Origin of the sequence: Collinsella sp. AM16-21 (assembly GCF_003471905.1) — a bacterium.
GTDB lineage: Bacteria > Actinomycetota > Coriobacteriia > Coriobacteriales > Coriobacteriaceae > Collinsella.
On the sequence record NZ_QRKJ01000006.1, the window covers coordinates 54054 to 77147 of the forward strand.

Below are 23094 nucleotides of genomic sequence, written 5' to 3' on the forward strand. Positions count from 1 at the left end.
CGACGCTAGAGCTTGTTGAGGGGTGGCTGCTTGAGCCGCTGAGACAGTGCTCTATTGTTGGGACAGTACGTGTCGAGCAGGGCGTGAAAGCGCTGATTGTGGCTCGGCTCGAGCAGATGGACGAGCTCGTGGGCGACAACCATGTCGAGGCATTCGACAGGGTAGGCGGCGAGCTCGCGCGCGATGCGAATGGCGCCGGTTTTGGGTGTGCAGGAGCCCCAACGCGTTTTCATGCTGCGCACGGAGACGCGGGCCACGGTGACGCCCATTGCGATTTCGTACGCGTGCACGATGTCGCGTAGCGCTGCGGTGACCTCGGACGCGTAGAGCTGGTCGATGTGGGCTTGGAGCTCGTCGGACGTTAGGCCGTCGAGGATTGCGCGCCGCTTGGCCTGTGGGCTTTCGTCCGATTCGTCGGTACCCATAAAACTTGCGAAGGTGGCCTGCTTGGGTCGCGGTGCGGGCGATGCAAAGTTGTGATCGAGTGCGTCCTGCACCGTGATGGGCTTGCCCCAAAGTGCAATGATGGACGAGGGGCTGAGCGGCTCTCGCGCTGTCGCCTGACGTTGCTCACGTTGGGCAAGTCGGCTGATAATCCAGGCGCTGTTGCGCTTCACAAACGCTTCGATGCGCTCGTGGCTGGCGCCGAGCGGTGCGCTGGCGTGGACCTCGCCGCTCGATGTGACGCGTAGGTTAAAGTTCTTGACGCGCTTTTTGGTAACGACGACGGGGATGAGCGTTCCATCCGGTCGGGGTACGGAAATCGTAAATTGCTGCGTCAAATGTGATCCTTCAGATTGGGGACGGGCCGGCATGTCGACCGCTCGGCATGCCGGCCCGCTCAAGGGATGCGAAATTAATTGCGCTCTTAATAGCGCTCGAAGAAGGCGAGCGCGTTGTCGCTGCAGAGCTTCTGCATCACGGTCTTGCCAAAGTGCTTGGAGAGCATGTTCTGGAATTCGGGCATCTTGCTGGCATCAGAGAGGAAGTCGGGTACCTTGGCGCCGTCCCAGTCGCCGCCGAGTGCGATGACATCTTCGCCGCCCAGGTCGAGCCAGTGCTCGATATGTGCCGCCAGCTGGTCGAAGGTGACGTCTGCGGCGGTTTTGTCGGTTGCGTCGTTGGAAAGGAACTCGCTGCAGTAGTTGAGGCCGACGATGCCACCCATGTCGCGAATGGTGCGGAACTGGTCGTCGGTGAGGTTGCGCTTGACGCCGCAGACGGTGCGGGAGTTGGAGTGGCTGGCGACGAAGGGGCGCGTGGCATGGGCGACAACCTCGTCAAAGCACTCATCGTTGAGGTGGGAGACGTCGAGCACCATGCCGGCGTGCTCCATCTGCGTAAGCGCCTCGATACCGGCGGCGGTGAGACCGGCGTGGGTGTCGTGGCCGCTCGCGAGCGGTCCCTGCGCATTCCAGCTGAGTGACGACATGAGTACGCCCAGGCTCTTGAGCACCTCGATCAGCGCGGGGTCCTCGGCAAAGAACGTGGCGTTTTCGATGGTGTGGATGCAGGCGACCTTGCCGTCTTTGAGCGCGGGGCGAATGTCTGCGGCGTTGCGTACGTTGACCATGCGGTCGTGGTTGAGCATTGCTTGGCCGCTCATGTGTGCCATGATCTGCGCCTGGAAGCGCGCGGCGTGGGCGGTGGGAATCTCGTCGGGGACAAACGTGGCGAAGCACTGTGCCCACGGCGTGTTGCCGATCTTTGCGAGCGAGATGGCGCAGGCGTTGCCCTCGATGAGGTCGAAATCTTGCGGATGCGTTTCGTCGCCGGGGAAATAACCGTCGGTGCCGGCGGTAAAGCGCAGGTCGAGATCGAGCGTGGCCCAGCCGATGCGGTCGGCGGTGTCGCAGTGTAGGTCAAATACGGGATATGCCATGGTTCCTCCGGTTGCAGCGTTTCTTTGCAAACTGTCCTTGAATTGTATGACTAGGGTATAGTTAGCGCCATATGTTCACGGCGGCCCGCGTTGTGCGCCGCCCTTATCACGGAGGTTACCATGTCCAACCAGGGCAAGAAGGTCAAGACTCATTATCGCGGCACGCTCGACGACGGCACGCAGTTCGATAGCTCCTACGATCGCGGCGAGCCGCTGGAGTTCACCTGCGGCGCCGGCCAGATGATCAAGGGCTTCGACGCCGCTGTTGTCGACATGCAGGTGGGCGAGAAGAAGACCGTGCACATTCCTGCTGCCGATGCCTACGGCGAGCACAATCCCGAGATGGTTCTGACCTTCCCGGCCGAGCAGGTTCCCAACATCGAGCAGATCGAGAAGGGCATGAAGCTCTTCCTGTCCACGCCGAGCGGCATGCCCGTTCCCGCCGTCGTCATTGACGTGACGCCCGAGGCTGTGACGCTCGACGCCAACCACGAGTTGGCCGGCAAGGACCTCAACTTTGATATCGAGCTCGTTGAGGTCGAGGGTTAGAGTATGTCTGAACGCCTGGTTTCGACGACATGCTTGGGAAATCTCAACGATCCGTCCTATGAACTCCTGCTTCGCCGGAAGTTGGGCGGCGTCTTTGAAGTTGACGAGCTGCTGCTCGATTGGGACCAGGCCGATGTATGCGCGTTTGTGGGCGTGACGGAGCTGGGGCGCACGATTGATGTTCGGCTGGATGCTACCGACGGCGGTCGTCTTGCCGATGGCGACGTGCTCGCCATTGACCGTTCGGGCATGGTGCCCGTGGCGGTTGTCGTGCGCCTGCGCAGCGCCGAGGTTTATTTGGTCGAAGTCGACCGCATGGATCCGATTGCGCTCGCGCATGCGTGCTGGGAGATCGGCAACATGCATGCGCCGCTCTTCCGGGGCGACTCGGACGAGCATACCGTGCGCATGTATACGCCGGTGCAGCCTGTTTTGGGCCGTATGCTCCGGGGTGTCGAGGGTGTTCGGCTCTCGGTGGTTACCCGCGAACTCGATGCGGACCGACGCTTTGCATCGAGCGCGGCGGATGTCGTCGTGAGCATGGCTCCCGACTTTACCATCGTAAAAAAGACGCGCGGCTAAGCGTGCGTATGCGCAAGACGGGCTTTGAGGGGCGACCAATCAAAGTCCGTCTTGCTGTTGATAGGAGGCTTTGGGGGAAGCATATGGGTCTTGAGGGAATCAAGCTGATTGCATGCGATTTGGACGGCACGTTGCTGCATCCGGGGGAGCGCGAGCCGCGTTCCGAGGCCTTTGAGCTCATTGATGAGCTGCATCGTCGCGGTATCGTGTTTATGCCGGCGAGCGGCCGTCAATATGCGAGCTTGCGCCATCTGTTTGCCCCGGTGGCCGATGAGCTCGCCTATGTATGCGAAAACGGAGCCCTGGTGATGAGCGAGGGGCGTGCCGTTGTCAAGCGCTCCATGGAGCGTAGCCTTGCTATGGATATCGCGAATGCCGTGGTTGCGTATCCCCATGCCGACGTGACCCTTTCGTGTGAGGGACACCTCTACACCATGAGCGGCAACGATGCGTTCGTCGACCATTTGCGCTATGAGGTCCACTGCGATGTGGCGGTGGTTGACCGTCCCGAGGACATCGAAGAGGACGTCATTAAGATTGCCTTCCAGACGCCCGAGGTGAATCAGCCGGCGGCGCTGGAGTATTTTGAGCGCCACTTTAGCGATCGAGTCGATGTCATGACATCGGGAACCGAATGGACGGACTTTATCGGCTTTGATTCGGGTAAGGGTTCCGCGCTTGCCGATTACGGTCGTGCCCTGGGTATTTCGCCCGATGAGATGATGGCGTTTGGCGATAACGAGAACGACCGCGACATGCTCAACGTAGTGGGCCATCCTTATCTAATGGAGAGCTGCAATCCCTCTATGCGTGGCATCAACGACCGCGTCCGCTATGTGTACACGGTCGAAGAAGAACTGCGTCGCCTGCTTGCCGAGTAGGCATGTCCCAAACATCTACCGGCAGTCGGGGCAGAGACCCTCGAAGATGGTGTAGTGCGACGTGACGTGCCAGCCGATTTGCTCGGACGCCTTGGCGTCGAGCTGGGCATCGAAGGGGAGTGGTACGTCGATGACGCGGCTGCACGAGGTGCAGATGATATGCGCATGCGGCTCGATCGTGCGATCGAAGCGGCTGCCGCCCGGCGTCTTGATGGAGAGGATTTCGCCGGCGTCGGCCAAGAGATTGAGATTGCGGTAGACCGTACCGCGGCTGATTTTGTCATCCTGCGCGCGCACGACGTTGTAGATTTCGTCGGCGGTGGGATGGTTATAGCTTTGGCGCACGGCGTCAAGAACCAGCTTTCGCTGCCTGGTATTCCTTCTTTGCACCGCCATGCGCCTCGCCTCTTTTCTATCAACGGTCGTAGGTAAATGATACCGTATTTAGCACACAATACTAATAACGAGGCGTGAAACCGTCTTCATTGGCAAGTGGGGCTCGGGCCTGGGCGTCTACGAGGCGAAAACGCGTTCCCATACGCTCGTAGGAGGCATGAAGCGCCTCGAGATGAGATAGGATATTTGCCGGAGCTCCCTGTATCTCCATCTCGACTGAGCCGTCTTCCATGTTACGCACCCAGCCGGTGAGCGCGCGTGCCTGCGCGAGGTTGGTGTTGGTAAAGCGAAAGCCAACGCCCTGGACTTGCCCCGCCCAGCGCAGGAAATAGCGCAGGGGAGTGTCTTGAGTGGCCTCGTCGCTTGCGAGCACAGTAAGCCTGCGGCGCAGCTCGAGCTCGACGTTTGATGGTTTTTGAGGCTCTCGACTGCCGCCGGTGACGCTGGAGAAGAACGTATCGAAGAGGCCCATAGCTATGCCTGCTTGCCTGCGTCGGCCGGAAAGGTTATGCCGGCCTGCTGGCGCACGGCATCCATGATGCGCAGTGAGACGAGTGTGACATCGCGGTAGTGGCCAAGCTCGTGGCGTCCCGCCGGGGTCTCCCAAATCTCTTCCTTAACGTTATCGATGCCGCCGATGGCGGTGATAAAGTCTGTGAGTTCGTATTCCATAGTGTTGCTCGATTTGGGCAGGTCGAGCACGCGGCCGTTGTCTCCCTGTTCGCGCGGTGCCTCGGTCGCCGAGCCGCGTACGACGTCGCCGCGATAGTCGATGCGGACGTTGCGGGGCGTGGACAGATGGTCGATCTGGATAGTGCCACGTTCGCCTTCGATCTGCGAGGGCAGCAGGTCATTCGTAATTTTGGAGTGCGCGAGCTCGACGGAGATACGCCCTCCGCCATAGCTGGCGAGAATGGAGCCGCAACCGTCGATGGGGCCATGGGTGAGCTCTTGCGTTGAGGGGTCGAGCAGCGTGGCCATGCTGGTGAGACCGGAGGGCATGCCGAAAATCTCGACCATGGGCTCGACGGTGTAGACGCCAATGTCCATGAGGGAACCCGATGCCATATTGCAGTCGAAGATATTGGTGGCGCGTCCCGCGAGAATCTCGTTGTAGCGCGAGGAATATTTGCCAAAGCGCAATGAGGCGCGGCGGATGGGGGCGATCTCGCCTAGGGCGTCCTCGATGGCGTGGAAGGCGGGGTCGTGGAGGGGACGCATGGCCTCGAGGGCCACGACACCTGCTGCCTCGGCAGCGCGGAAGACTTCCAGCGCCTGCGCTTCGGTGGCGCAGAAGGGCTTCTCGACGATGACGTGCTTGCCACCGGCGATGCAGGCAAGGGCCTGCTCGTAGTGAAGTGCGTTAGGGCTGCCGATATAGACGGCGTCGACGTCGGCGGCTGCCGCGAGCTCATCGAGTGAAGTAAAGTTTCGCTCGCCACCGCGCTCGGCGGTAAAGGCGGCGCCGCGATCTGCATCGCGCGAGAGCGTGCCCACAAACGCAGCTTGGTCGTTGGCGTTGACGACCTGGATAAAGTCGTCGGTGATCATGGATGTGCCGATGGTCGCTATACGCAGCATGTATCCCCCTCGTGCCGTTCGGTTTACAGGATGAGTGTAGCGCGAGGAGGCAGGAAATAGCGTGCGAAAACGCCGTTACAGATCGCTCTCGTTAAAGCCGGCGTCGATATCGAGGTTACTACCGTCGGCCGCCGTGGTGGCGAGCTCATCGCAGCGCTCGTTGAGCTCGTGACCGGCGTGACCCTTAACCCAGATGAACTCAACCTTGTGCTTGCTTTTGGCGGTGAGTAGGCGCTCCCACAGGTCGCGGTTCTTGACGGGTTGCTTGTTGGCGGTTTTCCATCCGCGCTTTTTCCAGCCGTCGATCCAATGCTTGTTAAAGGCGTTGACGACGTACTGCGAATCAGAATGGACTTCGACCTCGCAGGGGCGGTTGAGCGCCTCGAGCGCCACGATAACGGCCATGAGTTCCATGCGGTTGTTGGTGGTCTTGGCGTAGCCGCGCGAAAGCTCGGAGGTAAAGGTCTTGCCGGCGGGGTTGGTGTATTTGAGCACGGCGCCGTAGCCGCCGCGTCCCGGATTTGATCGGGCCGAGCCGTCGGTATAGATGATGACCTTCACGGGCTTCCTTTCGTTGGGTACGTTTCGTGTGAGTGACCATTGTAGCGCCATGCCCGCCGGGGGCCAGCAATCTACGATTTCTACCCCGTCTTCCGACTGTTAGTTGGCATGGATGATGCGGTTGAGCTCGTCGAGGTATTGCTGCAAGAGGAGAGAGGGCTTGCGCTCGTCGTGCATGATGTAGCCAACGTGCATCGTTGGGGCGTCTGCTAGCGGGATCGATGCCATGCCCCATTGCATTTCATTGGAGAGGACACCGGTCGACAGGGTGTAACCGTTCGACGTGATAAGTAAGTTGGTAAGTGTTCCGCGGTCCGAGATTCGTATGTTGCGGTCGCAAGGGATATAGCTAAAAGGTTCCTCGGCGTAATAGAAGGAGTTTGAGGTTCCCTGCTCAAAGCTGTAGCGCGTATAGGGCGTGAGGTCGGCAAGGGACAGCTGCGGGCGGCGTGCGAGCGGGTGGCGCTCGCTAACGAAGACGTGGACCGTCGCGTCGAAGAGGGGATGGAAGCTTGCGCGGGCATCGGCGAAGGCCTTCTGCAGAACGCGGGCGTTAAAGTCATCCAGATACAGAATGCCGATATCGCTGCGAAACGCACGGACGTCATCGATGATCTGCGATGTGGTGGTCTCGCGCATGATGAACTCGAACTTGCTGTCGCGGCAGCGCTCGACTACGTTGACAAAGGCCTCGACCGAAAAGGCGTAGTGCTGGGCGGAAATGGCGAGGCGGGCTTGCGGGGTGCCACCGTCCTCGTAGCGTGCCTCGAGCATGTCGGCCTGCTCTACGACCTGGCGCGCATAGCCCAAAAGCTCGGTGCCGTCGTTGGTGAGCGTGACGCCGCGGCTGGAGCGCGTAAAGATCTCCAGATGGAGCTCTTGTTCTAGGCTTTTGACGGCGTTTGAGATGTTGGACTGAGCGGTATAGAGGCGCTGAGCTGCGGCGTTGATTGAGCCGGACTCTGCCACGGCGATAAGAAAACGAAGCTGCTGGAGTGTCATCGGTGCCCGTCCTTTCGATAGCTATCTAAAAAACCGATAACAGGTTAGCGCTTTTAAGTGATTGACCGAGCGAAACAATGCTCGTACTATTCAAAACACACAAAGGCGGTAGGTAATTAAGCCGACCACGGAACCGGGATGTCAAAAGGAGGACCGCATATGAACTGCTTACCAAGACGAATGCCGGGCTCCTGTTTGCGCCCGTCGGCGTGATCAGGAGACAGCATCTTACTTCTCTCTTTTTTATTTACTTTCGTTCGATCAAGGAGATCATCATGAGCCAGTTCATCAACAACCCCGAGCACACCTTTGGTTTCGATACCCTGCAGCTTCATGTTGGCCAGGAGAGCGCCGACCCCGCATCCGACTCCCGCGCCGTGCCTATCTACCAGACCACGAGCTATGTGTTCCGCAACTCCCAGCACGCCGCCGATCGCTTTGGTCTTGCCGACGCCGGTAACATCTACGGCCGTCTGACCAACTCCACCCAGGGCGTCTTTGAGGACCGTATCGCCGCGCTCGAGGGTGGCGTGGCCGGTCTTGCCGTCGCCTCCGGTGCCGCTGCCATCACCTATACCCTGCAGGCTCTTGCCCAGGCTGGTGACCACGTGGTGGCTCAGAAGACCATCTACGGCGGTTCCTACAACCTGCTCGAGCATACGCTCTCCCAGTTTGGCGTCGAGACCACGTTTGTCGATGCCCACAACCTGGAAGAGGTTGAGGGTGCCATCAAGGACAATACCACGGTCATCTATCTCGAGACGCTCGGCAACCCCAACTCTGACATCCCCAACATCGACGCCATCTCCGAGATCGCCAAGAAGCACGGTCTGCCGGTTGTCGTCGACAACACTTTCGGCACCCCGTATCTGTTCCGTCCGCTGGAGCATGGCGCCAACATCGTTGTCCACTCCGCAACCAAGTTCATCGGCGGCCACGGCACCTCGCTGGGCGGTGTGATCGTCGACGGCGGTAACTTCGATTGGAAGGCGAGCGGAAAGTACGCCCAGATCGCTGAGCCCAACCCCTCCTACCATGGCGTCTCGTTTGCCGAGGCTGCCGGTCCCGCCGCCTTCGCAACCTATGTCCGCGCCATCCTGCTGCGTGACGAGGGTGCCTGCATCAGCCCGTTCAACGCCTGGGTCCTGCTCCAGGGCACCGAGACCCTGTCGCTGCGCGTTGACCGTCATGTCGAGAACACCAAGAAGGTCGTTGAGTTCCTTGCCGGCGACAGCCACGTTGCCAAGGTGAACCACCCGAGCCTGCCTGAGTACCCCGATCACGAGCTCTATCAGAAGTACTTCCCCAACGGCGGCGCTTCGATCTTCACCTTTGAGATTAAGGGTGGCCAGGAGGCTGCCTGGAAGTTCATCGATCATCTGCAGGTGTTCTCGCTGCTCGCCAACGTGGCCGACGTCAAGTCGCTCGTCGTGCACCCGGCTACCACCACGCACTCCCAGCTCTCTGCCGAGGAGCTCGCCGAGCAGAACATCACGCCCTCCACGATCCGTCTTTCCATCGGTACCGAGAACGCCGAGGACATCATTTGGGATCTGAAGCAGGCCTTCGCCGTGCTGGACGAGTAAGGCGACTTGTGCAAGGACCCCTTGCGACTCGATAGGTATAACTGCATAAATGCCTGCTCAAGGCGCCTGCGCAAGCAATGGTTGCGCAGGCGTCTTTTTTGCATAGGAAGGGCGCTATTACAGGGTTTTTGGCATGCTTTATGCATTTGAGTTGTGGAAAACTCCTGTTGAGAGGATGTGAGTTTTACGCAATTGACGTGCGCCTTTTGAGTAAAACCGCAGGTCGCGATTTGCTCGAGGTACTATGCAGCGCGATCGAATCACACGCAGCTCAAACGCAGCAAAAACGCACTACGGAGGTTTCCAGCTACATGAGGATCGATTCACGAAAACCGAAAGCCGCTGCCCTTTCCGCCGCTCTGACCGTGGCACTTTTGGCAGGCGCCGGCGCAACTGATGCCCACGCGGCAACACTGTCCGATACGGTTGGATCTACGCCGTCCGAGGCGACGCTGGTACAGCCCGTTGATTATCGCGGCGATGGTTATGGTTCCATGCAGGAGTGGAACGCCTCGATGGAGGCCAAGCGCGATTCCCTTGAGATGCGCGCTCAGATCATTATGAATATGTATGGCGACTATGCTACCGATGACGAGCGCGCTGTGCTGCAGGGTTGTATCGACGGTGCGGGTAGTCTGTTGACGATGGGGGAGGTCGACGCGAAGTCGACCGAGCTCGATGAGCTGCGCACTGCGCTTGAGAATGCCAAGCGCGAAGCGCTCGAGGCCGCCGCAGCCGAGGCGGAGGCTGCCGAGGCCGCCCAGGCTTCGTACTACAACGCCGGTTACACTCCGTCCTACGCGTCTGCCGCGTCCTACGCGAACGGATCGGGCCTGACGCGCTCTGCGGGTGTCAATAACTACAACGGGCGCCGTGAGACCTATTACAGCAGCAACGTGTTGTATCACCACCGCACGGGCGAATGGACGCAGGATTCTGAGGGCTTCTGGCGCGATTCCGACGGCTATTACGTTGTTGCCGCGGGCGATATGGCCCAGGGCTCGACCTTTACGGGCTCCAAGGGTGATTGCAAGGTCTATGACTCCGGCTGCGCCGCCGGAACCACCGACTACTACACCGGTTGGTAATCTGCCATCAGAGCAAAATAGGCACATGATGGGCGGGCGTCTTTATCGAGCTTTCGGGCAACGTAAAGGCGCTCGTTTTATATTTGTATTTGGGTTAACAGAGCCCTTACCGTGGCACTACGTTGGGCATATGGGCGCGGGGCACACTAAGTCATGAGAAACAAAGTCTTTCCCGTGGAGGAAGTGGTCTCATGAACGCTCGAGATATCGCTATCGCCGCCGTCGCATTGGTACTTGGCTGTCTTGGCCCTACAGCTGCGCTTGTCGTAGGCATGCAGGGCTCGTGCGGGGCTGCTCCTATTGTGGTCGGCGCGCTCATCGCAGCAGCGCTGCTGGGAAGTGCGGGCGTGACCCTTTGCCGCGATGACGAGGACGAGACGCCGCAGGTGCGGCGCTAGCCGTTGTGAAGCTGGTTTTGCCCATAGATGAAGAAGGAAGCCGCCGCAAGGGGAGTGCCCTTTGCGGCGGTTTTTGCTATTGAGACTGTTGGATGCGGTGCGGCGGCGTTACCAGCTGGCCTCGATTTCGCGGATGCGCGAATAGAGCCATTCGTTTTGCGGCACCTGGATACCGTGCTTGGCCGCGAGGCGGCAGATGGTACCCGCAAATTCCTCGACCTCGGTTCTGCGTTGAGCGATGCGGTCTTGCGCCATCGAGGGCATGCCGGCGGGATCGAGCCCTTTTATGAGACGCACCATCTGCGTTAGGTCTGCCTCGGTGAGCTCGATGCCCTCGGCATTGGCGACTGCAAGCGTCTCGCGCATGGCGGAGACAAAACTGCGGAGCTGCTCGGAGCCCTGCTCCGTAGCGCTTCCGTAGGTGCCGCCGTAGGCCATACAGGTCTGGTTGATGCCGTCGTTGAGCATGAGTTTGGCCCACATGCGATGTGCGATGTCGTGCTCGACGGTATGGGCGATGCCGCAACGCGTGTAGAGCTCGTCGATGGCGATAACGGTTGCGGGGTCGGTGCCCGCTGCCGCACCAAAGCGGATCTCGCCGGCATTGGTATAGGTGAGCTCCCCGTTGAGGAATACGGCGTCCATGCCCTGGCAGATACCAAGGACGGTGTGCTCCCAGCCAAAGCGCTCGGCAATCTTCTGCTCGCTCGTGATGCCGTTGCACAGCGACGCGATCAGCGTGTCGGGTCCCACGACGCTTTCCAGGGTTTTGAGCACCACATCGAGCCCGGTTGTCTTGACCGTGAGGATGACCAGGTCGACGGGCGTCGCCTCGCTCGCGCGGACGGACTTGAGCGCGCAGGGCTTGCCGTTGACGGTGAGCGCATCACCTGCGTGGCGCTCAAAGCGCGCGTCGTCCATAACGTATTCGACGGCGTCGTTGCCGAGCGCTTGGGCGATCATGCTGCCGTAGAGCAGGCCCACGCCGCCCTTGCCGATGAAGGCGACCTTGTTGATCTGCATGTGAATCATCTCCCCATAAAAAGGCGCCCGCGTATGGGGCGCCTGATGGATTGTATGCCGCCGGGCCATGTCGCGTGCACCGGATGGCCGTATTTAGAAGAACAAACGCATGGGAACTTATGACGCGGGGCAGACCGCAAAGACACGTGCGGGATATCCGACGCCATCACGCACCTTGGGGAAGGTGCAGAAGATGACGGCGCCCGTGGCGGGAAGCTCGTCTAGATGGTCCATGACCTCGATCTGATAGCGGTCGACCGAGAGGATGTACTGTTCGCCGGGGTAGGGGTAGGCGTCCTCACGCGTGGTCACGCTCGCCGGGTCGGTGTCAGCCGGCTCGTGGCCGATGGCGCCGATGTCGCGCTCTTCAACGAGCCACTTGATGGCGCCGAGGTCCCAGCCGGGGTAGTGGGGCTGGCCGTCCTCGTCCTTGTTCTCGAGGTCGGCGAGCTTGGACCAGTCGGAGCGGAAGGCGACGAAAGCGTCCTCGGGAATGCGACCGTGCTCATCCTCCCAGGCTTTGAGGTCCTCGATGGTCAGGATAAAGTCGGGATTCGCGGCGCACTCCTCATGCTTGTCGATCACGCAGAGCGGATGCATAAACTCGATGGGTTCAATCTCGCCAAGGGAACGACCCTCGACATGGAAGTGGCGCGGCGCGTCGACGTGGGTGCCGTACTGCGAGGCGACCGAATACTGGAAGCAACGCATGGGCGCGAGCATGTCCTCGGGCGTGCCGGGCAGGTAGTCGAAGAGCTTGGTGGACTCAAATGGCTTAAAGCCAAACCAGTGCGGGGTGTCGCATGAGAGCGTGTGGGTGAGGTCGACCCAGCGATAATCGTTGCTTTTGAGCTGGGAGGCGAGGTTCCAAAGGTCGAGCGCGGGCATGGGCGGTTCCTTTCATCGGGCTTTTTGCTGATGTTAAAGCGGTGCCGTGACAGCTCGATTTCTGCTGCGTTACGATACGTTCTCGATTGCGATTCCACGATGTTTCGGCCGCGTGACCATTGTGTTTCGTCTTGCCGGGGTGCTGATGGCGAAAGGAGGGGCCGTGCAATACCGCGTTGACCCCAAAAGTGGTAACCGAATATCCGCTCTGGGTCTGGGCTGCATGAGATTTCCCGGTGCGCCGGGACACCCCGATGCGAAGACATCCGATGCCATCATTTCCCGTGCGGTGGAGCAGGGGATTAATTATCTGGATACCGCGTATCTCTATCCCGGTAACGAGGTGTGCGTGGGCGCCTCACTTGAGCGCTTGGGGCTGCGCGACCGGGTGTTGCTGGCGACTAAGTTGCCGCACGCTTCGTGCAAATGTGCGGAGGATTTCGACCGCTTTTTTGACGAGCAGCGGCACCGTTTGCGGACCGACCATATTGACTACTACCTTATGCACAACATCACCTCGCCCGCCCAGTGGGAGCGCGTGGTGGCGTTGGGCATCGAGGACTGGATTGCGCACCAAAAGGCTGCGGGGCGTATTCGCCAGATAGGTTTTTCGTACCACGGCAGCGCCGCGGACTTCCTCACGATGCTTGACGCGTATGACTGGGATTTTTGCCAGATCCAGTACAACTACGCTGGAGAGCGCTACCAAGCGGGAACGGCGGGACTCATGGCGGCTGCGGAGCGCGGGCTCGCGGTGTTTGTGATGGAGCCGCTTTTGGGTGGACGCCTGGCGGGCAAGCTGCCTCCGCGGGCCCGCGCCGCGCTCGATGGCGCCCGTGACCCGCATTTGCGCACTCCTGCCGCCTGGGGACTTTCGTGGGTGTGGAACCATCCTCAGGTCACGATGCTGCTTTCGGGCATGACCGATACCGCACAGGTGGACGAGAACGCGGCATTGGCGGATCGCGCACTGCCGAATTCGATGACGACAGAGCAGCTCGATACCATCGCACGTGTGCTGGCGGAGTTTGAAAAATCGAATCGCGTGCCCTGCACGGGATGCGGCTACTGCATGCCATGTCCCAAGGGTATTAACATTCCCGGCTGCTTTGCCGCTTACAACGCGAGCTATGCGCACAGCTGGTTTACGGGGCTGTCGCAATACTTTACGGCGAGCGCGGTGCGCACGAGCGAGCCCAAGCTCGTGAGCAATTGCGTCAAGTGCGGCAAATGCGCACGTCACTGCCCGCAGCACATCGATATTCCCGAGCGTCTCGACGATGTGCGCCGACGTTTCCAGCCTGGCCCCGTAACGGCCGCGCTTAAAGTCTTCAGCAAAACTCGCTCCTCATGACCCTTTTATATCTTGTGATGGAATAGTTCCTGTTTACGGCAGAATAGGGCGATAGCAGGAACTATTTCGTCGCAACTGAAGGGAGCTGTCGTGGGCCATCGGGATTCATGTGATGATTTGCGTGAGGTTCGTTGGGGCGTTTTGGGCGCTGGGCACATTTCGCATCGATTTGCATCGTCGCTCAAGAAGGTCGACAGGGCACGGCTTGTGGCTGCCGCCGGTCGCACTCCTTCGCATGTTGAGGAGTTTTGCAGGGCGTTTTCGATCGATGCTGCGCACAGTTATGTCACGGCTGACGATGGCGGCGATGCGGCTTATGATGCGCTGATTGCCGACCCCGATGTCGACGCAATCTACTTGGCTCTTCCGCATGGTATGCATACGCGTTGGGCCTGTCGCGCGCTGCGCGCCGGAAAGGCCGTGCTGTGCGAAAAGCCGGCCGTTTTGAGTGAGGAAGAGGCTCTCTCGATTGCCTCCGCCTCTCGCGAGTGCGGCGTGCTGTTTATGGAGGCGATGAAGAATCGGTTTTGCCCGATGCGCACTCGCGTGGAGGACTTGCTTGCGTCGGGCGAGCTCGGCTGTATCGTCTCGATCGAAAGCGTGCAAAAACTCGATTATGGTGAGTCCCCTTCGAGTTATCTGCTCGATCCGTTGCAGGGCGGCTGTCTATATGACATGGGCTGCTATGCGGTCGGGTGGTTTGAGGATTTGCTTGCGGGTGCGTGCGATGTTTCGTCTCGTGAAGTTCGCTGGCGTGACGTATCGGGCGGCCGCGTGGATTGGGCCGATGAGATTCATATGAGTGTCGGCGGTATACCCATTCATATGGTGTGCGACGGCAAAGCAGCATATGAAAGCCGCTTAACGATTGCCTGCGAACGGGGTTCGTTGGAAATCGAGCGCCTCCATCGCCCCGAGCTCGCCCATGTGAAGTACTCCGACGGTCGAGTGCTCGAAATCGACGCCCCATTTGAGGTCGATGATTTTTACGGCGAAGCTTCGCATGCGACTCAGCTCATCCGGGCGGGGAAACTCGAGAGTCCCGTCATGCCCCTTGCCGCCACACAGCGCTGCGCGCAGATCATCGATGCGATTCGCTTGACGCTCTAGGCTGCGGTGCTGCTGCTCAAGGGGGCTCGGCGGACCGTGCCCCTGATGCCCCTTTTATATCTTGCGGTGGAATACGGTCTGTTTGCGCCAAAATAAGGCACCAATAGACCGTATTTCACCGCAACTGATGAGGGGAGCTGGAGATGCTAACGATCGGGTGTCATCTTTCGACGACGAAGGGCTATCGGGCAATGGGGGAGACGGCGTTGTCCATTGGTGCCAATACCTTTGCGTTCTTTACGCGCAACCCGCGCGGTGGCAAGGCAAAAGACCTTGACATGGATGACGTGGCGGCTCTGCGCGAGCTTATGGCGCAAAACGACTTTGGACCGCTGGTGGCGCATGCCCCGTATACCTATAACCCCTGCTCCGCTAAGGAGCGAGCGCGCGAGTTTGCCTTGGAGGCTATGGCGGAAGATTTGCAGCGTCTGGAAGCACTGCCCGGCAACTACTACAACTTCCATCCCGGTGCGCATGTGGGACAGGGGGCAGACGCCGGCATTCAGATGATTGTCGACACGCTGTGCCAGGTGATGTTTGAGGGACAGCAGACGACGGTATTGCTCGAGACCATGGCGGGTAAGGGCACCGAGGTGGGCCGTAGCTTTGAAGAGCTGGCGTGCATTATCGAGGGCGTTGCCGCCAAGTGTCCAGAGCTATCCGATAAGCTGGGCGTTTGTTTGGACACCTGCCATGTGAGCGATGCCGGCTACGACATCATCCATGATCTGGACGGCGTACTCGACGAGTTCGACCGCGTGGTGGGTATCGAGCGCTTGCGCGCCGTGCATATCAATGACTCCAAGAACCCCTGCGGCGCCCATAAGGATCGCCACGAGTGCATTGGCAAGGGCTACCTGGGTAGTGAAGAGTTTGGTGGCGGTATGCAGGTTATGCAGAATATTGTATCGAATAGCCGCTTGCGTGCACTTCCATTTATTTTGGAGACGCCGAACGAACTTGCAGGTTATGCAGCTGAAATCAAACTGTTAAGGTCATTGCAGCAGTAATGACTGTTGCTAAGTGGAGTATTCCATTCACGTTATGGGTTTGTTTCAATCAGTTTTCTCATTGCAGATTCGTAATTCCGGGTGCATAATAGCCAACAGTTTTTGCAGACCTCTGAATCAAACGGGGTCACTGGAAGGAGACTGATTATGAAGCTCAAGAAGCTTGGCGCGTTTGCAGCCACGGGCGCCATGGCGCTCGCTCTTGCACTGACGGGCTGTGGTTCGTCCAACGCCACCTCTGGTTCCGATGCCGGTTCCAGCAGCTCTGACAACGCGAAGGTCGAGAAGGTCGACGGCTCCAAGGAGTATGCACTCGTCAAGGACGGTACGCTCACCGTCGGCACCTCTGCCGAGTACGCTCCGTTTGAGTACAAGGATGACAACGGCGATTATCAGGGCTTTGACCTTGAGCTCATCAAGGCTATCGGCGACAAGCTGGGCCTGGATGTCGAGTATGTCAACAATGACTTTGACACGCTGGTTCCGGGCGTCGCTTCGGGCGCCAAGTATGACGTTTCCATCGCGGCTATCACCGACACGCCCGAGCGTGAGAAGGAAGTCACTTTCTCTGATTCCTACTACATGGACGATCAGGCTATCGTGACCAAGGTCGATAACACCGACATCACGGCCGACAACTACAGCGAGAAGCTCAACAACGCCGACGCTACCATCATCGTCCAGTCTGGCTCGACCGCCGAGGCCTTTGCCCAGGAGAACTTCCCCAAGGCCAAGATTGTTCCCTACAAGGACGCCACCGAGTGCTTCAGCGCCCTGCAGTCCGATAAGGGTGACGCCGTGGTGACCAACCGCTCCGTCGCCAGCCAGCTGACCGCCGAGCAGTTCAACACCTGCCAGACCATCAAGCAGATCAGCACCGGCGAGGAGTACGCCATCGCCATCAACCAGGGCAACACTAAGCTCAAGGACGACATCAACCAGGCCATCAAGGACCTGACCGATGACGGTACCGTTGACGCCCTCATGGCTAAGTACAACATCAAGTAAAATAGTCACTTGATTGCGCGCGGGCCCTTTCCGTTTTGCGGAGAGGGCCTTTGCGCTTTTCTTGACGGAGAGCGTTTCCGTCTCGTTTTGCCGGCAACTTCTACGATAGGAGCCACCTTGTCTCGACTGAACAAAGGAGCCGCGGAGCAGCGTTTTCCACTGCCCGCCTTGCTCCAAAAGCTAGCCTGCGTCATGGCCGTGGCGCTCGCGCTGGTGTGCGCGGGGGCATATGCGCCCACGACCGCCCAGGCGCTTGAGACCGCAAAGATCACCGCCCGACCCAATACCGGTTCGGGCAGCGCTGTGGTCGGCGGCACCGAGACGCGAATTACCTGGGAAGTTCAGGCCGATGCCGACGAGGAGCTGAGCGGTCTTTCGCTGACGTTTGTCGACGGCACGACGTTTGGTGCCGATGACACGCGATTGACGATGCTCTCGGGCGATGACCTCATGGACCGTACGCCCATGAAGCCTACGTGCAAGGTCGACGGCCAGACGCTCAAGATCGATTTTGGCGAGACGGCTCCGGCCGGCGGCTATTTCCGTGTCGAGGTCTACGGCGTGACCTTCCCCGTCGAGGGCGGCGACGAGGCCTTTAGCGGAACCTACATCTTGGCTGACGGCTCGACCAAGAAGATCTCCAAGATTCCGTCGGTGGAGATCAAGGGCGTGACGGCATTCGATAACTTCCTGGCCGACCTTAAGGAGCAGCCGTGGATCGAGGCGTGGAACTCAAATATGTTCCTCCGCCTGTTCCTGAACCCGGTTATTTTGGTCCAGAGCCTGCCGATCGTCTTCAAGGGCTTCCTCATGTCGCTCTCGATCGTGCTTGTGGCGTTCCCGTTGGCAATTCCCTTCGGTTTTGCGTTGTCGCTCATGCGCATCTCCAAGTCGCGCATCCTGCGCTGCCTTGCCGGCATCTACGTGAATATCATCCGCGGCACGCCGGCGTTCCTGCAGATCTATATCGCGTTCTTTGGCCTGCCACTGGCCGGCGTCAAGGTGGATGATTATGTCCTGGGCGTCATCGTCATGGCCATGAACTCGTCTGCGTATCTGTGCGAGATCTTCCGTGCCGGTATTCAGTCGATTCCTAAGGGTCAAAACGAGGCTGCTCGCTCGCTGGGCATGAATGCCTTCCAGACACTACTCTACGTTATGATTCCGCAGACGTTCCGCAATGTTCTGCCTACGTTGACCAGCGAGTTTATCCTGCTCTACAAGGATACGTCGCTGCTCGCCGCCGTGGGCGTGGTCGAGATCGTCATGAACGCCCGTACCATCGTGGCCACGACGGGCTCCATTACGCCGTATGTGGTTGCCGCCCTGTTCTATCTGGTTATTACCCTGCCGCTTGCGCGCTTGGTGAGCGGTCTTGAGGCGAGGCTTTTGGGGACGACCGAGACCAAGAAAAAGCGTCCCAACAAGAGCGCTGGGCAGGTTGTCGCCACGCCCGCCGATCATATCGCCGGTCTGTAAGGAGGTCCTGGCATGAGTGAAACGAATTCCAACGAGGTTGTCGTCAGCATCAAGAACCTTCAGAAGGCCTTTGGCGACAACGTAGTTCTGCGCGATATCGATCTGGACGTGCATAAGGGCGAGGTTGTCGTTGTGTTGGGTCCTTCGGGCTCGGGCAAGTCGACGATGCTGCGCTGCATCAACCGCCTGGAGGACCCCACGAGCGGTTCGATCGTCGTTGAGGGCGTGAACATGTGCGCCAAGGGCGTCGACCTTAACAAGGTGCGTACGCATTTGGGCATGGTGTTCCAGCAGTTCAATTTGTTCCCGCACCTGTCGGTCAAAAAGAACGTCATGCTCGCGCAGCAAAAGGTGCTCAAGCGCAGCAAGGAAGAGGCCGAGAAGATCGCCGTCGAGGAACTGACCAAGGTTGGTCTTGCCGAGCGCATCGACTTTATGCCGAGTCAGCTTTCGGGCGGCCAGCAGCAGCGCGTGGCCATCGCCCGTGCCCTATCGATGAACCCGCACGTGATGCTCTTTGACGAGGCCACGTCCGCGCTCGACCCAGAGCTCGTCCGCGACGTGCTGGGCGTTATGCGCGACTTGGCCCGCGACGGCATGACCATGATCGTCGTGACGCACGAGATGGGCTTTGCCCGTGACGTCGCCGATCGCGTCGTCTTTATGGACGGCGGCGTTATCGTGGAAGAGGGTACGCCGAGCGAGGTCTTTGACCATCCCAAGAGCGAGCGCACCAAGGCGTTTTTGGGCAATATCTCGTAGCGGCGCCTCGAGGTTGTCGATATAACAAACGGGGACCGGATATGTATCCGGCCCCGTTTTTGTTTGGGCATGAGCGACTGTTGTTGTGCGGTGCTCGGCTGTCAGCTGCTTTGAGACTTTATGCCGGCTTCGTTAGGCCAGCTCCGCTCCCAGAGCCTTGCAGGCCGCCTCGCCCTCATCGTCGGGGGCGTCGTAGCAAATGACGGAATCGACGACGTTGACACCTGCCTCGTCGGCATCCGCCTTCCAGTTGTCCATCCATTCGCCCTCGGCCCACGAATAAGAGCCAAAGAGGACGACCTTCTTGTCGCCGAGGGTTTCCTTGACTTCGTCCCACATCGGCTGGAACTCATCGTACTCGAGCTCCTCGGAGCCCATGGCGGGGCAGCCGAAGGCGAAGGCGTCATAGCCGGTGGCCTTGTCGGCGGAGAAGTCGGCGCAGGAGATGACATCTGTCTCGGCGCCGACTGACGTCGCGCCCTCGGCAACGAGGTTTGCCATGGCCTCGGTGTTGCCCGTGCCGCTCCAGTAGACGACCGCGATCTTGCTCATGTGTTGTCCTTTCGGTTGTGCGGCGTGCGGCCGCGGTTTGTATGTTCTATCGGGTTGCCTGGGCAAGTTTTGCCAGGCTATGGCCCTGCTGATAGACATGGGTGAGGTGTTGCGTGCAAGCGCGGTAGGATTCGAACGTCGCAAGCGCTTGCCCGACATTCGTGTAGACCTTCCAAGGTCCAAAGACCTTGTAGTTCTCGCCATGCTGGACGATAAATTGACGCACATCTTCGTAGGGATATCCCAAAAAATAGCCAATTTCGTGAGGAAACTCGCAGGTGCAGCCGTCGCCGCAAGGTTCGCTCTGCGCAAGAACGCATGGTCCGTCGGCGCAGGCGCTTTCCGTGGCATTGCTGCTTGCCAGCGTGATGCGCGCGGCGAGATGCACCAGGGATGCGGGCAGGTTGTGGACATCGTAACCTTCGGCGGCAAGCGCCGTCGTGGCGCGGGGGTCGGAGAGGTATCGCATGAGGTCCGCAGGGCGGTACACATAGATGAGCGCTCCGCAGGGGCGCCAGACCAAGACGCTCGTGTGGATGCCGAACGGTTGGAGTTCTCGGTTGCATTGAGCTATGACGGCAAGGAGATGTGTACGACGCACTTCGATATGGGGGTTGCCGGGCTTGCCGTTTTGACTTGCGTAGACGCCGGGATAGGTAAAGAGCGATGCCGGCTTGATGCCCGCGAGCGTGGGAGAGCAGTTGCGCACGATTGCTGCCTGAAACGTTGGGATGTCTATGGTTCGAGTCACGGCGCTCCTTACGGATCTAAACTGTTAGCCTAGGAAAACTTATACACGAAAGTAAGCCATGGTCAACAAAAAAGTTTGAAGAGGGAAACTAATTGACCGAACAGACATGATTTTGGGTTAAGATGGGGACACCCCATGGGGGTATCTAGATAGTGCTACTTGAAAGGGGGGCGCATGAGTGACTTGCTCAACCCTGCGAATCTCATCGTGCTGGCCGTCATTGCCGTCGGCATGTTTTTTGGACTGCGTCGCATTGCCGCTTCGACACACGGGAAGAGTTGTTGCAGCGATGGTGCGAGCGGCAAGAAGGCCAAAAAGGTTGTTGTGGTGGATACCGATGCGTCACACTATCCCTATAGCGATGAGCTGCTCATCGGCGGCATGAGCTGTGACGGCTGCGCTCAGAACGTAGCCAATGCCCTCAATGCGCTGGATGGTGTGTGGGCTACGGTAACGTACGCGGACCACACAGCGCGTGTGCGCTCCAAGCGGCCGATCAATCGCGGTGTCCTTGAGACTGCCGTGAGAGATGCGGGTTACTACGTCATGACGCTGTAAGCGTCGCTCTGGGTGCGCTTCCTTGGCTAGGCTCGTCCGCGCAGCTCGATGTCTTGGATGTCGTCGAAGTCGATGGCGATGTCTCGGAGCTTGAGGAGCTTGAAGGCGGGGAGCGCCTCGTCGAGGATGCCGGTGCGGCTGCGATAGCCGTATGTATCGTAATAGGTGACACGAACCAAGTCGCTACGTTTGAGACCCTCGAGTTTTTTAGAGAGCACGAGGGCTTTTTCTTCCGTGAGCTCACGTTTTGGCTCGACGGTGATTTCCTGCTTGCGCACGAGTTCGTAGTATCCCGTGAGGGCGGCAAAGGGCATAAACTGCGCGGCACGGCCGGCACGGACGGCGCCGTTGGCGGTGAGCTTGGGGTCGGCGGATCGACGTCTTCCCTCGGGGTCCGCTAGACGTTCAAAAGGCGTCGGTGGCCGCATCGGCTGTTGTTGGGACTTAGGCACGATGTCCTCCTACCTGATCGTTGCGTTCGCGCGCGGTGGCGCCGGCGGTAAAGCTTAATCCCTTGACGAGCGCGTTCTTGCCGTACTTGTCTTTCACGGCCAGGACGGCGCGCGCCAGATCGCGCTCGCGCTCATCGGCCTCGATATCGCTGAACAGATCGATGGTGGCAAATTCCTCGGGCATGAGGTTGCCAAATCCCAGGTTGATGCGCTTGACCGGTCGTTTGGGATCGACCGTTTGTGCCCAAAGGTCATCGAAATACCCCATGATTTTCTTAAACGAATTAGTGCGCTCGGGCAGCTTTCGCGAGGCGTTGGAGTGCGCAAAGAGTGCGGCATAGCCACCACGCGGTTTGCCGCCATGCTCTCCCACAAAGATGCCATCGATTGCCTGCGCTTCGCGCACCAGGCGACGCCTTTCGTCATCGCGCTGGACGGGCTTGGGAGCACGGGGCGCGAGCTCGGAGCCGTCGGTCGCTGCGGGTTCGATGCCCGAGGTACTCGAGCGCAGGTGTCCGCAGCCGTCTATATACTGCGCCGTGCCGCTGGCGTTGAGCCGGCGTATGTCGGCGCGCTCGCTTGCATAGCCCACAAAGAGCGAGATGCTGTCGCACACCACGTGCTTGTCGATCAAATCCAGCACGGCGGCATCGACCATTTCGCGCAAGACGGTGTAGGCCTGCTCGTAGGCATAGCCCTTCGAGAGCACCTGCCCCGTGGTGGTCGAGGTCGCTTGCGGGCGATAGGCTTGGATATCGGCGATGGTCGTTGGCTCGCGCCCAAAGGCGTGGTCGATAAGATATTCGGCATTGACGCCGAGCTCATCGTAAAGCAGGTTTTCGTCGAGCGCGGCGACGCCCATCAGATCGTAGACGCCGTACTTTTCGAGGCGGGCTGCCACGCCGGGGCCGATGCCCCAGATATCGGTAATGGGACGATGAGGCCAGATCTCTTTGCGAAAGGTCTCGTCGTCGAGTATGCCGATGCGGCTGGGTACGTGCTTGGCGGTAATGTCGAGCGCCACCTTGGCCTGAAATAGGTTGGGGCCGATCCCGACCGTTGCCGTGATGCCCGTGCGCGCGAGGACTTCGTCGCGTAACATGCAGGCGAACCCTTCCGCATCGGTGTGATAGAGGTCCAGATAGGGCGTCACGTCGATAAAGCATTCGTCGATGGAGTAGACGTGAATGTCTTGCGGACTCACGTATTCCAGATAGATGCCGTAGATTTTCGCCGACACCTCCATGTAGTGCTGCATGCGCGGTACGGCCTTGATGCAGTCGATGCCGTCGGGAATCTCGAACAGACGGCAGCGATTGTGTATCCCGAGGTCCTTCATAGCCTGTGTGATGGCGAGGCAGATGGTCGTGCGCCCGCGCGATTCGTCGGCAACGACCAGGCACGTAGTGAGTGGGTCGAGTCCGCGGTCGACGCACTCGACACTGGCGTAAAACGTCTTAAGGTCGATGCAGATATAGGTGTGACGCTCGTGTCCCACGCGTCCTCCCATCAAACACATGTTCTTATCGAATACATGTTCGATAATACCTGCTTGCGCGGACATCGTCAAAACCTGTCCCTCTTTGGCGGGTATGGTCGTGCGGTTGCATCGGGTTTTTTAACGCAGCTCTAAAGAGAGCG

26 protein-coding genes are annotated in these 23094 nt (G+C 59.4%); 13 read left to right on the plus strand and 13 right to left on the minus strand.

Annotation, left to right across the window (positions count from 1 at the left end; all coding sequences use genetic code 11):
- Nucleotides 1–5: 5 nt before the first annotated feature.
- Together DW180_RS04590 and DW180_RS04595 are read right to left on the minus strand one after the other, a co-directional pair.
- Nucleotides 6–782, minus strand: coding sequence for a M48 family metallopeptidase (locus DW180_RS04590; protein ID WP_158551976.1), 777 nt, complete (start codon nucleotides 780–782; stop codon nucleotides 6–8).
- Nucleotides 783–868: 86 nt separating this feature from the next.
- Nucleotides 869–1882 (minus strand): dipeptidase, encoded by a 1014-nt coding sequence (locus DW180_RS04595; protein ID WP_118237653.1) that lies wholly within the window; start codon nucleotides 1880–1882, stop codon nucleotides 869–871.
- 120 nt (nucleotides 1883–2002) lie between these two features.
- Here DW180_RS04595 and DW180_RS04600 point away from each other — a divergent pair, with 120 nt between their 5' ends.
- The 3 genes from DW180_RS04600 to DW180_RS04610 all read left to right on the plus strand — a co-directional run bounded on the left by DW180_RS04600 (nucleotide 2003) and on the right by DW180_RS04610 (nucleotide 3894).
- On the plus strand, nucleotides 2003–2431 hold the full coding sequence (locus DW180_RS04600; RefSeq protein WP_035138874.1) for a peptidylprolyl isomerase: 429 nt from the start codon (nucleotides 2003–2005) through the stop codon (nucleotides 2429–2431).
- Nucleotides 2432–2434: 3 nt separating this feature from the next.
- Nucleotides 2435–3013 (plus strand): urease accessory protein UreE, encoded by a 579-nt coding sequence (locus DW180_RS04605; protein ID WP_117564444.1) that lies wholly within the window; start codon nucleotides 2435–2437, stop codon nucleotides 3011–3013.
- 83 nt (nucleotides 3014–3096) lie between these two features.
- Nucleotides 3097–3894 (plus strand): HAD-IIB family hydrolase, encoded by a 798-nt coding sequence (locus tag DW180_RS04610; RefSeq protein ID WP_158570928.1) that lies wholly within the window; start codon nucleotides 3097–3099, stop codon nucleotides 3892–3894.
- A gap of 15 nt (nucleotides 3895–3909) precedes the next feature.
- Here DW180_RS04610 and DW180_RS04615 read toward each other — a convergent pair whose 3' ends face one another.
- From DW180_RS04615 to DW180_RS04635, 5 genes are all read right to left on the minus strand, one after another.
- Nucleotides 3910–4290 carry a Fur family transcriptional regulator gene (locus tag DW180_RS04615; RefSeq protein ID WP_172677978.1) on the minus strand — a complete coding sequence of 127 codons (381 nt, stop codon included), beginning with the start codon at nucleotides 4288–4290 and terminating at the stop codon, nucleotides 3910–3912.
- Between the two features lie 61 nt (nucleotides 4291–4351).
- The gene (locus DW180_RS04620) at nucleotides 4352–4762 is read right to left on the minus strand and encodes an acylphosphatase (RefSeq protein ID WP_117583885.1); all 411 of its coding nucleotides are present in this window, start codon (nucleotides 4760–4762) and stop codon (nucleotides 4352–4354) included.
- A gap of 2 nt (nucleotides 4763–4764) precedes the next feature.
- Nucleotides 4765–5871: a Gfo/Idh/MocA family protein gene (locus DW180_RS04625; RefSeq protein ID WP_118237657.1), complete on the minus strand. Its 1107-nt coding sequence runs from the start codon at nucleotides 5869–5871 to the stop codon at nucleotides 4765–4767.
- A 75-nt stretch (nucleotides 5872–5946) separates the two neighbouring features.
- Nucleotides 5947–6483 (minus strand): ribonuclease HI, encoded by a 537-nt coding sequence (gene rnhA / locus DW180_RS04630; protein WP_117862295.1) that lies wholly within the window; start codon nucleotides 6481–6483, stop codon nucleotides 5947–5949.
- Nucleotides 6484–6531: 48 nt separating this feature from the next.
- The gene (locus DW180_RS04635; protein WP_055251412.1) at nucleotides 6532–7434 is read right to left on the minus strand and encodes a LysR family transcriptional regulator; all 903 of its coding nucleotides are present in this window, start codon (nucleotides 7432–7434) and stop codon (nucleotides 6532–6534) included.
- Nucleotides 7435–7709: 275 nt separating this feature from the next.
- Between DW180_RS04635 and DW180_RS04640 the strand changes: the two genes are divergently transcribed.
- The 3 genes from DW180_RS04640 to DW180_RS04650 all read left to right on the plus strand — a co-directional run bounded on the left by DW180_RS04640 (nucleotide 7710) and on the right by DW180_RS04650 (nucleotide 10506).
- Nucleotides 7710–9020, plus strand: coding sequence for an O-acetylhomoserine aminocarboxypropyltransferase/cysteine synthase family protein (locus DW180_RS04640; RefSeq protein ID WP_118237659.1), 1311 nt, complete (start codon nucleotides 7710–7712; stop codon nucleotides 9018–9020).
- Between the two features lie 311 nt (nucleotides 9021–9331).
- Nucleotides 9332–10108 carry a hypothetical protein gene (locus tag DW180_RS04645; RefSeq protein ID WP_117735792.1) on the plus strand — a complete coding sequence of 259 codons (777 nt, stop codon included), beginning with the start codon at nucleotides 9332–9334 and terminating at the stop codon, nucleotides 10106–10108.
- A gap of 191 nt (nucleotides 10109–10299) precedes the next feature.
- Entirely contained in the window at nucleotides 10300–10506 is a 207-nt protein-coding gene (locus DW180_RS04650; protein ID WP_118094506.1) for a hypothetical protein, read from the plus strand.
- 108 nt (nucleotides 10507–10614) lie between these two features.
- On the opposite strand, the gene DW180_RS04655 is transcribed toward DW180_RS04650, so the two are convergent.
- Nucleotides 10615–11529 carry a ketopantoate reductase family protein gene (locus tag DW180_RS04655; protein ID WP_233539676.1) on the minus strand — a complete coding sequence of 305 codons (915 nt, stop codon included), beginning with the start codon at nucleotides 11527–11529 and terminating at the stop codon, nucleotides 10615–10617.
- 117 nt (nucleotides 11530–11646) lie between these two features.
- Nucleotides 11647–12417 (minus strand): cyclase family protein, encoded by a 771-nt coding sequence (locus DW180_RS04660; protein WP_117646577.1) that lies wholly within the window; start codon nucleotides 12415–12417, stop codon nucleotides 11647–11649.
- A gap of 163 nt (nucleotides 12418–12580) precedes the next feature.
- Here DW180_RS04660 and DW180_RS04665 point away from each other — a divergent pair, with 163 nt between their 5' ends.
- The 6 genes from DW180_RS04665 to DW180_RS04690 all read left to right on the plus strand — a co-directional run bounded on the left by DW180_RS04665 (nucleotide 12581) and on the right by DW180_RS04690 (nucleotide 19140).
- A complete protein-coding gene (locus DW180_RS04665) occupies nucleotides 12581–13771 on the plus strand; it encodes an aldo/keto reductase (protein WP_118094508.1) in 1191 nt (396 codons plus the stop codon).
- 90 nt (nucleotides 13772–13861) lie between these two features.
- Complete coding sequence (locus tag DW180_RS04670; protein ID WP_233539677.1) at nucleotides 13862–14881, plus strand: Gfo/Idh/MocA family protein; 1020 nt, start codon at nucleotides 13862–13864, stop codon at nucleotides 14879–14881.
- 143 nt (nucleotides 14882–15024) lie between these two features.
- The gene (locus DW180_RS04675) at nucleotides 15025–15891 is read left to right on the plus strand and encodes a deoxyribonuclease IV (protein ID WP_118237661.1); all 867 of its coding nucleotides are present in this window, start codon (nucleotides 15025–15027) and stop codon (nucleotides 15889–15891) included.
- A 147-nt stretch (nucleotides 15892–16038) separates the two neighbouring features.
- Entirely contained in the window at nucleotides 16039–16899 is an 861-nt protein-coding gene (locus DW180_RS04680; RefSeq protein WP_117637466.1) for an ABC transporter substrate-binding protein, read from the plus strand.
- Between the two features lie 117 nt (nucleotides 16900–17016).
- Complete coding sequence (locus DW180_RS04685; RefSeq protein ID WP_233545178.1) at nucleotides 17017–18378, plus strand: ABC transporter permease subunit; 1362 nt, start codon at nucleotides 17017–17019, stop codon at nucleotides 18376–18378.
- Nucleotides 18379–18390: 12 nt separating this feature from the next.
- Nucleotides 18391–19140: an amino acid ABC transporter ATP-binding protein gene (locus DW180_RS04690; protein WP_118237665.1), complete on the plus strand. Its 750-nt coding sequence runs from the start codon at nucleotides 18391–18393 to the stop codon at nucleotides 19138–19140.
- Nucleotides 19141–19272: 132 nt separating this feature from the next.
- On the opposite strand, the gene DW180_RS04695 is transcribed toward DW180_RS04690, so the two are convergent.
- Complete coding sequence (locus DW180_RS04695; RefSeq protein WP_117758555.1) at nucleotides 19273–19692, minus strand: flavodoxin; 420 nt, start codon at nucleotides 19690–19692, stop codon at nucleotides 19273–19275.
- Between the two features lie 46 nt (nucleotides 19693–19738).
- Nucleotides 19739–20443 (minus strand): DUF3793 family protein, encoded by a 705-nt coding sequence (locus tag DW180_RS04700; protein WP_117758554.1) that lies wholly within the window; start codon nucleotides 20441–20443, stop codon nucleotides 19739–19741.
- 174 nt (nucleotides 20444–20617) lie between these two features.
- On the opposite strand from DW180_RS04700, the gene DW180_RS04705 reads away from it, so the two are divergent.
- Complete coding sequence (locus DW180_RS04705) at nucleotides 20618–21001, plus strand: heavy-metal-associated domain-containing protein (RefSeq protein ID WP_117758553.1); 384 nt, start codon at nucleotides 20618–20620, stop codon at nucleotides 20999–21001.
- 26 nt (nucleotides 21002–21027) lie between these two features.
- Here the strand turns inward: DW180_RS04705 and DW180_RS04710 are convergent, their stop codons facing one another.
- Both DW180_RS04710 and DW180_RS04715 read right to left on the minus strand, forming a co-directional pair.
- Nucleotides 21028–21453 (minus strand): hypothetical protein, encoded by a 426-nt coding sequence (locus DW180_RS04710; RefSeq protein ID WP_233508865.1) that lies wholly within the window; start codon nucleotides 21451–21453, stop codon nucleotides 21028–21030.
- Complete coding sequence (locus DW180_RS04715) at nucleotides 21446–22972, minus strand: DNA repair protein (RefSeq protein WP_369831521.1); 1527 nt, start codon at nucleotides 22970–22972, stop codon at nucleotides 21446–21448. The genes DW180_RS04710 and DW180_RS04715 overlap by 8 nt, the downstream gene beginning before the upstream one ends.
- Nucleotides 22973–23094 lie beyond the last annotated feature (122 nt).

Coding starts and splice junctions, on each gene's coding strand:
- DW180_RS04595 (WP_118237653.1), bottom strand. CDS start 1,882: ATGGCATATCCCGTATTTGACCTACACTGCGACACCGCCGACCGCATC.
- DW180_RS04600 (WP_035138874.1), top strand. CDS start 2,003: ATGTCCAACCAGGGCAAGAAGGTCAAGACTCATTATCGCGGCACGCTC.
- DW180_RS04605 (WP_117564444.1), top strand. CDS start 2,435: ATGTCTGAACGCCTGGTTTCGACGACATGCTTGGGAAATCTCAACGAT.
- DW180_RS04610 (WP_158570928.1), top strand. CDS start 3,097: ATGGGTCTTGAGGGAATCAAGCTGATTGCATGCGATTTGGACGGCACG.
- DW180_RS04615 (WP_172677978.1), bottom strand. CDS start 4,290: ATGGCGGTGCAAAGAAGGAATACCAGGCAGCGAAAGCTGGTTCTTGAC.
- DW180_RS04620 (WP_117583885.1), bottom strand. CDS start 4,762: ATGGGCCTCTTCGATACGTTCTTCTCCAGCGTCACCGGCGGCAGTCGA.
- DW180_RS04625 (WP_118237657.1), bottom strand. CDS start 5,871: ATGCTGCGTATAGCGACCATCGGCACATCCATGATCACCGACGACTTT.
- rnhA (WP_117862295.1), bottom strand. CDS start 6,483: ATGGCGCTACAATGGTCACTCACACGAAACGTACCCAACGAAAGGAAG.
- DW180_RS04635 (WP_055251412.1), bottom strand. CDS start 7,434: ATGACACTCCAGCAGCTTCGTTTTCTTATCGCCGTGGCAGAGTCCGGC.
- DW180_RS04640 (WP_118237659.1), top strand. CDS start 7,710: ATGAGCCAGTTCATCAACAACCCCGAGCACACCTTTGGTTTCGATACC.
- DW180_RS04645 (WP_117735792.1), top strand. CDS start 9,332: ATGAGGATCGATTCACGAAAACCGAAAGCCGCTGCCCTTTCCGCCGCT.
- DW180_RS04650 (WP_118094506.1), top strand. CDS start 10,300: ATGAACGCTCGAGATATCGCTATCGCCGCCGTCGCATTGGTACTTGGC.
- DW180_RS04655 (WP_233539676.1), bottom strand. CDS start 11,529: ATGCAGATCAACAAGGTCGCCTTCATCGGCAAGGGCGGCGTGGGCCTG.
- DW180_RS04660 (WP_117646577.1), bottom strand. CDS start 12,417: ATGCCCGCGCTCGACCTTTGGAACCTCGCCTCCCAGCTCAAAAGCAAC.
- DW180_RS04675 (WP_118237661.1), top strand. CDS start 15,025: ATGCTAACGATCGGGTGTCATCTTTCGACGACGAAGGGCTATCGGGCA.
- DW180_RS04680 (WP_117637466.1), top strand. CDS start 16,039: ATGAAGCTCAAGAAGCTTGGCGCGTTTGCAGCCACGGGCGCCATGGCG.
- DW180_RS04690 (WP_118237665.1), top strand. CDS start 18,391: ATGAGTGAAACGAATTCCAACGAGGTTGTCGTCAGCATCAAGAACCTT.
- DW180_RS04695 (WP_117758555.1), bottom strand. CDS start 19,692: ATGAGCAAGATCGCGGTCGTCTACTGGAGCGGCACGGGCAACACCGAG.
- DW180_RS04705 (WP_117758553.1), top strand. CDS start 20,618: ATGAGTGACTTGCTCAACCCTGCGAATCTCATCGTGCTGGCCGTCATT.
- DW180_RS04715 (WP_369831521.1), bottom strand. CDS start 22,972: ATGTGTTTGATGGGAGGACGCGTGGGACACGAGCGTCACACCTATATC.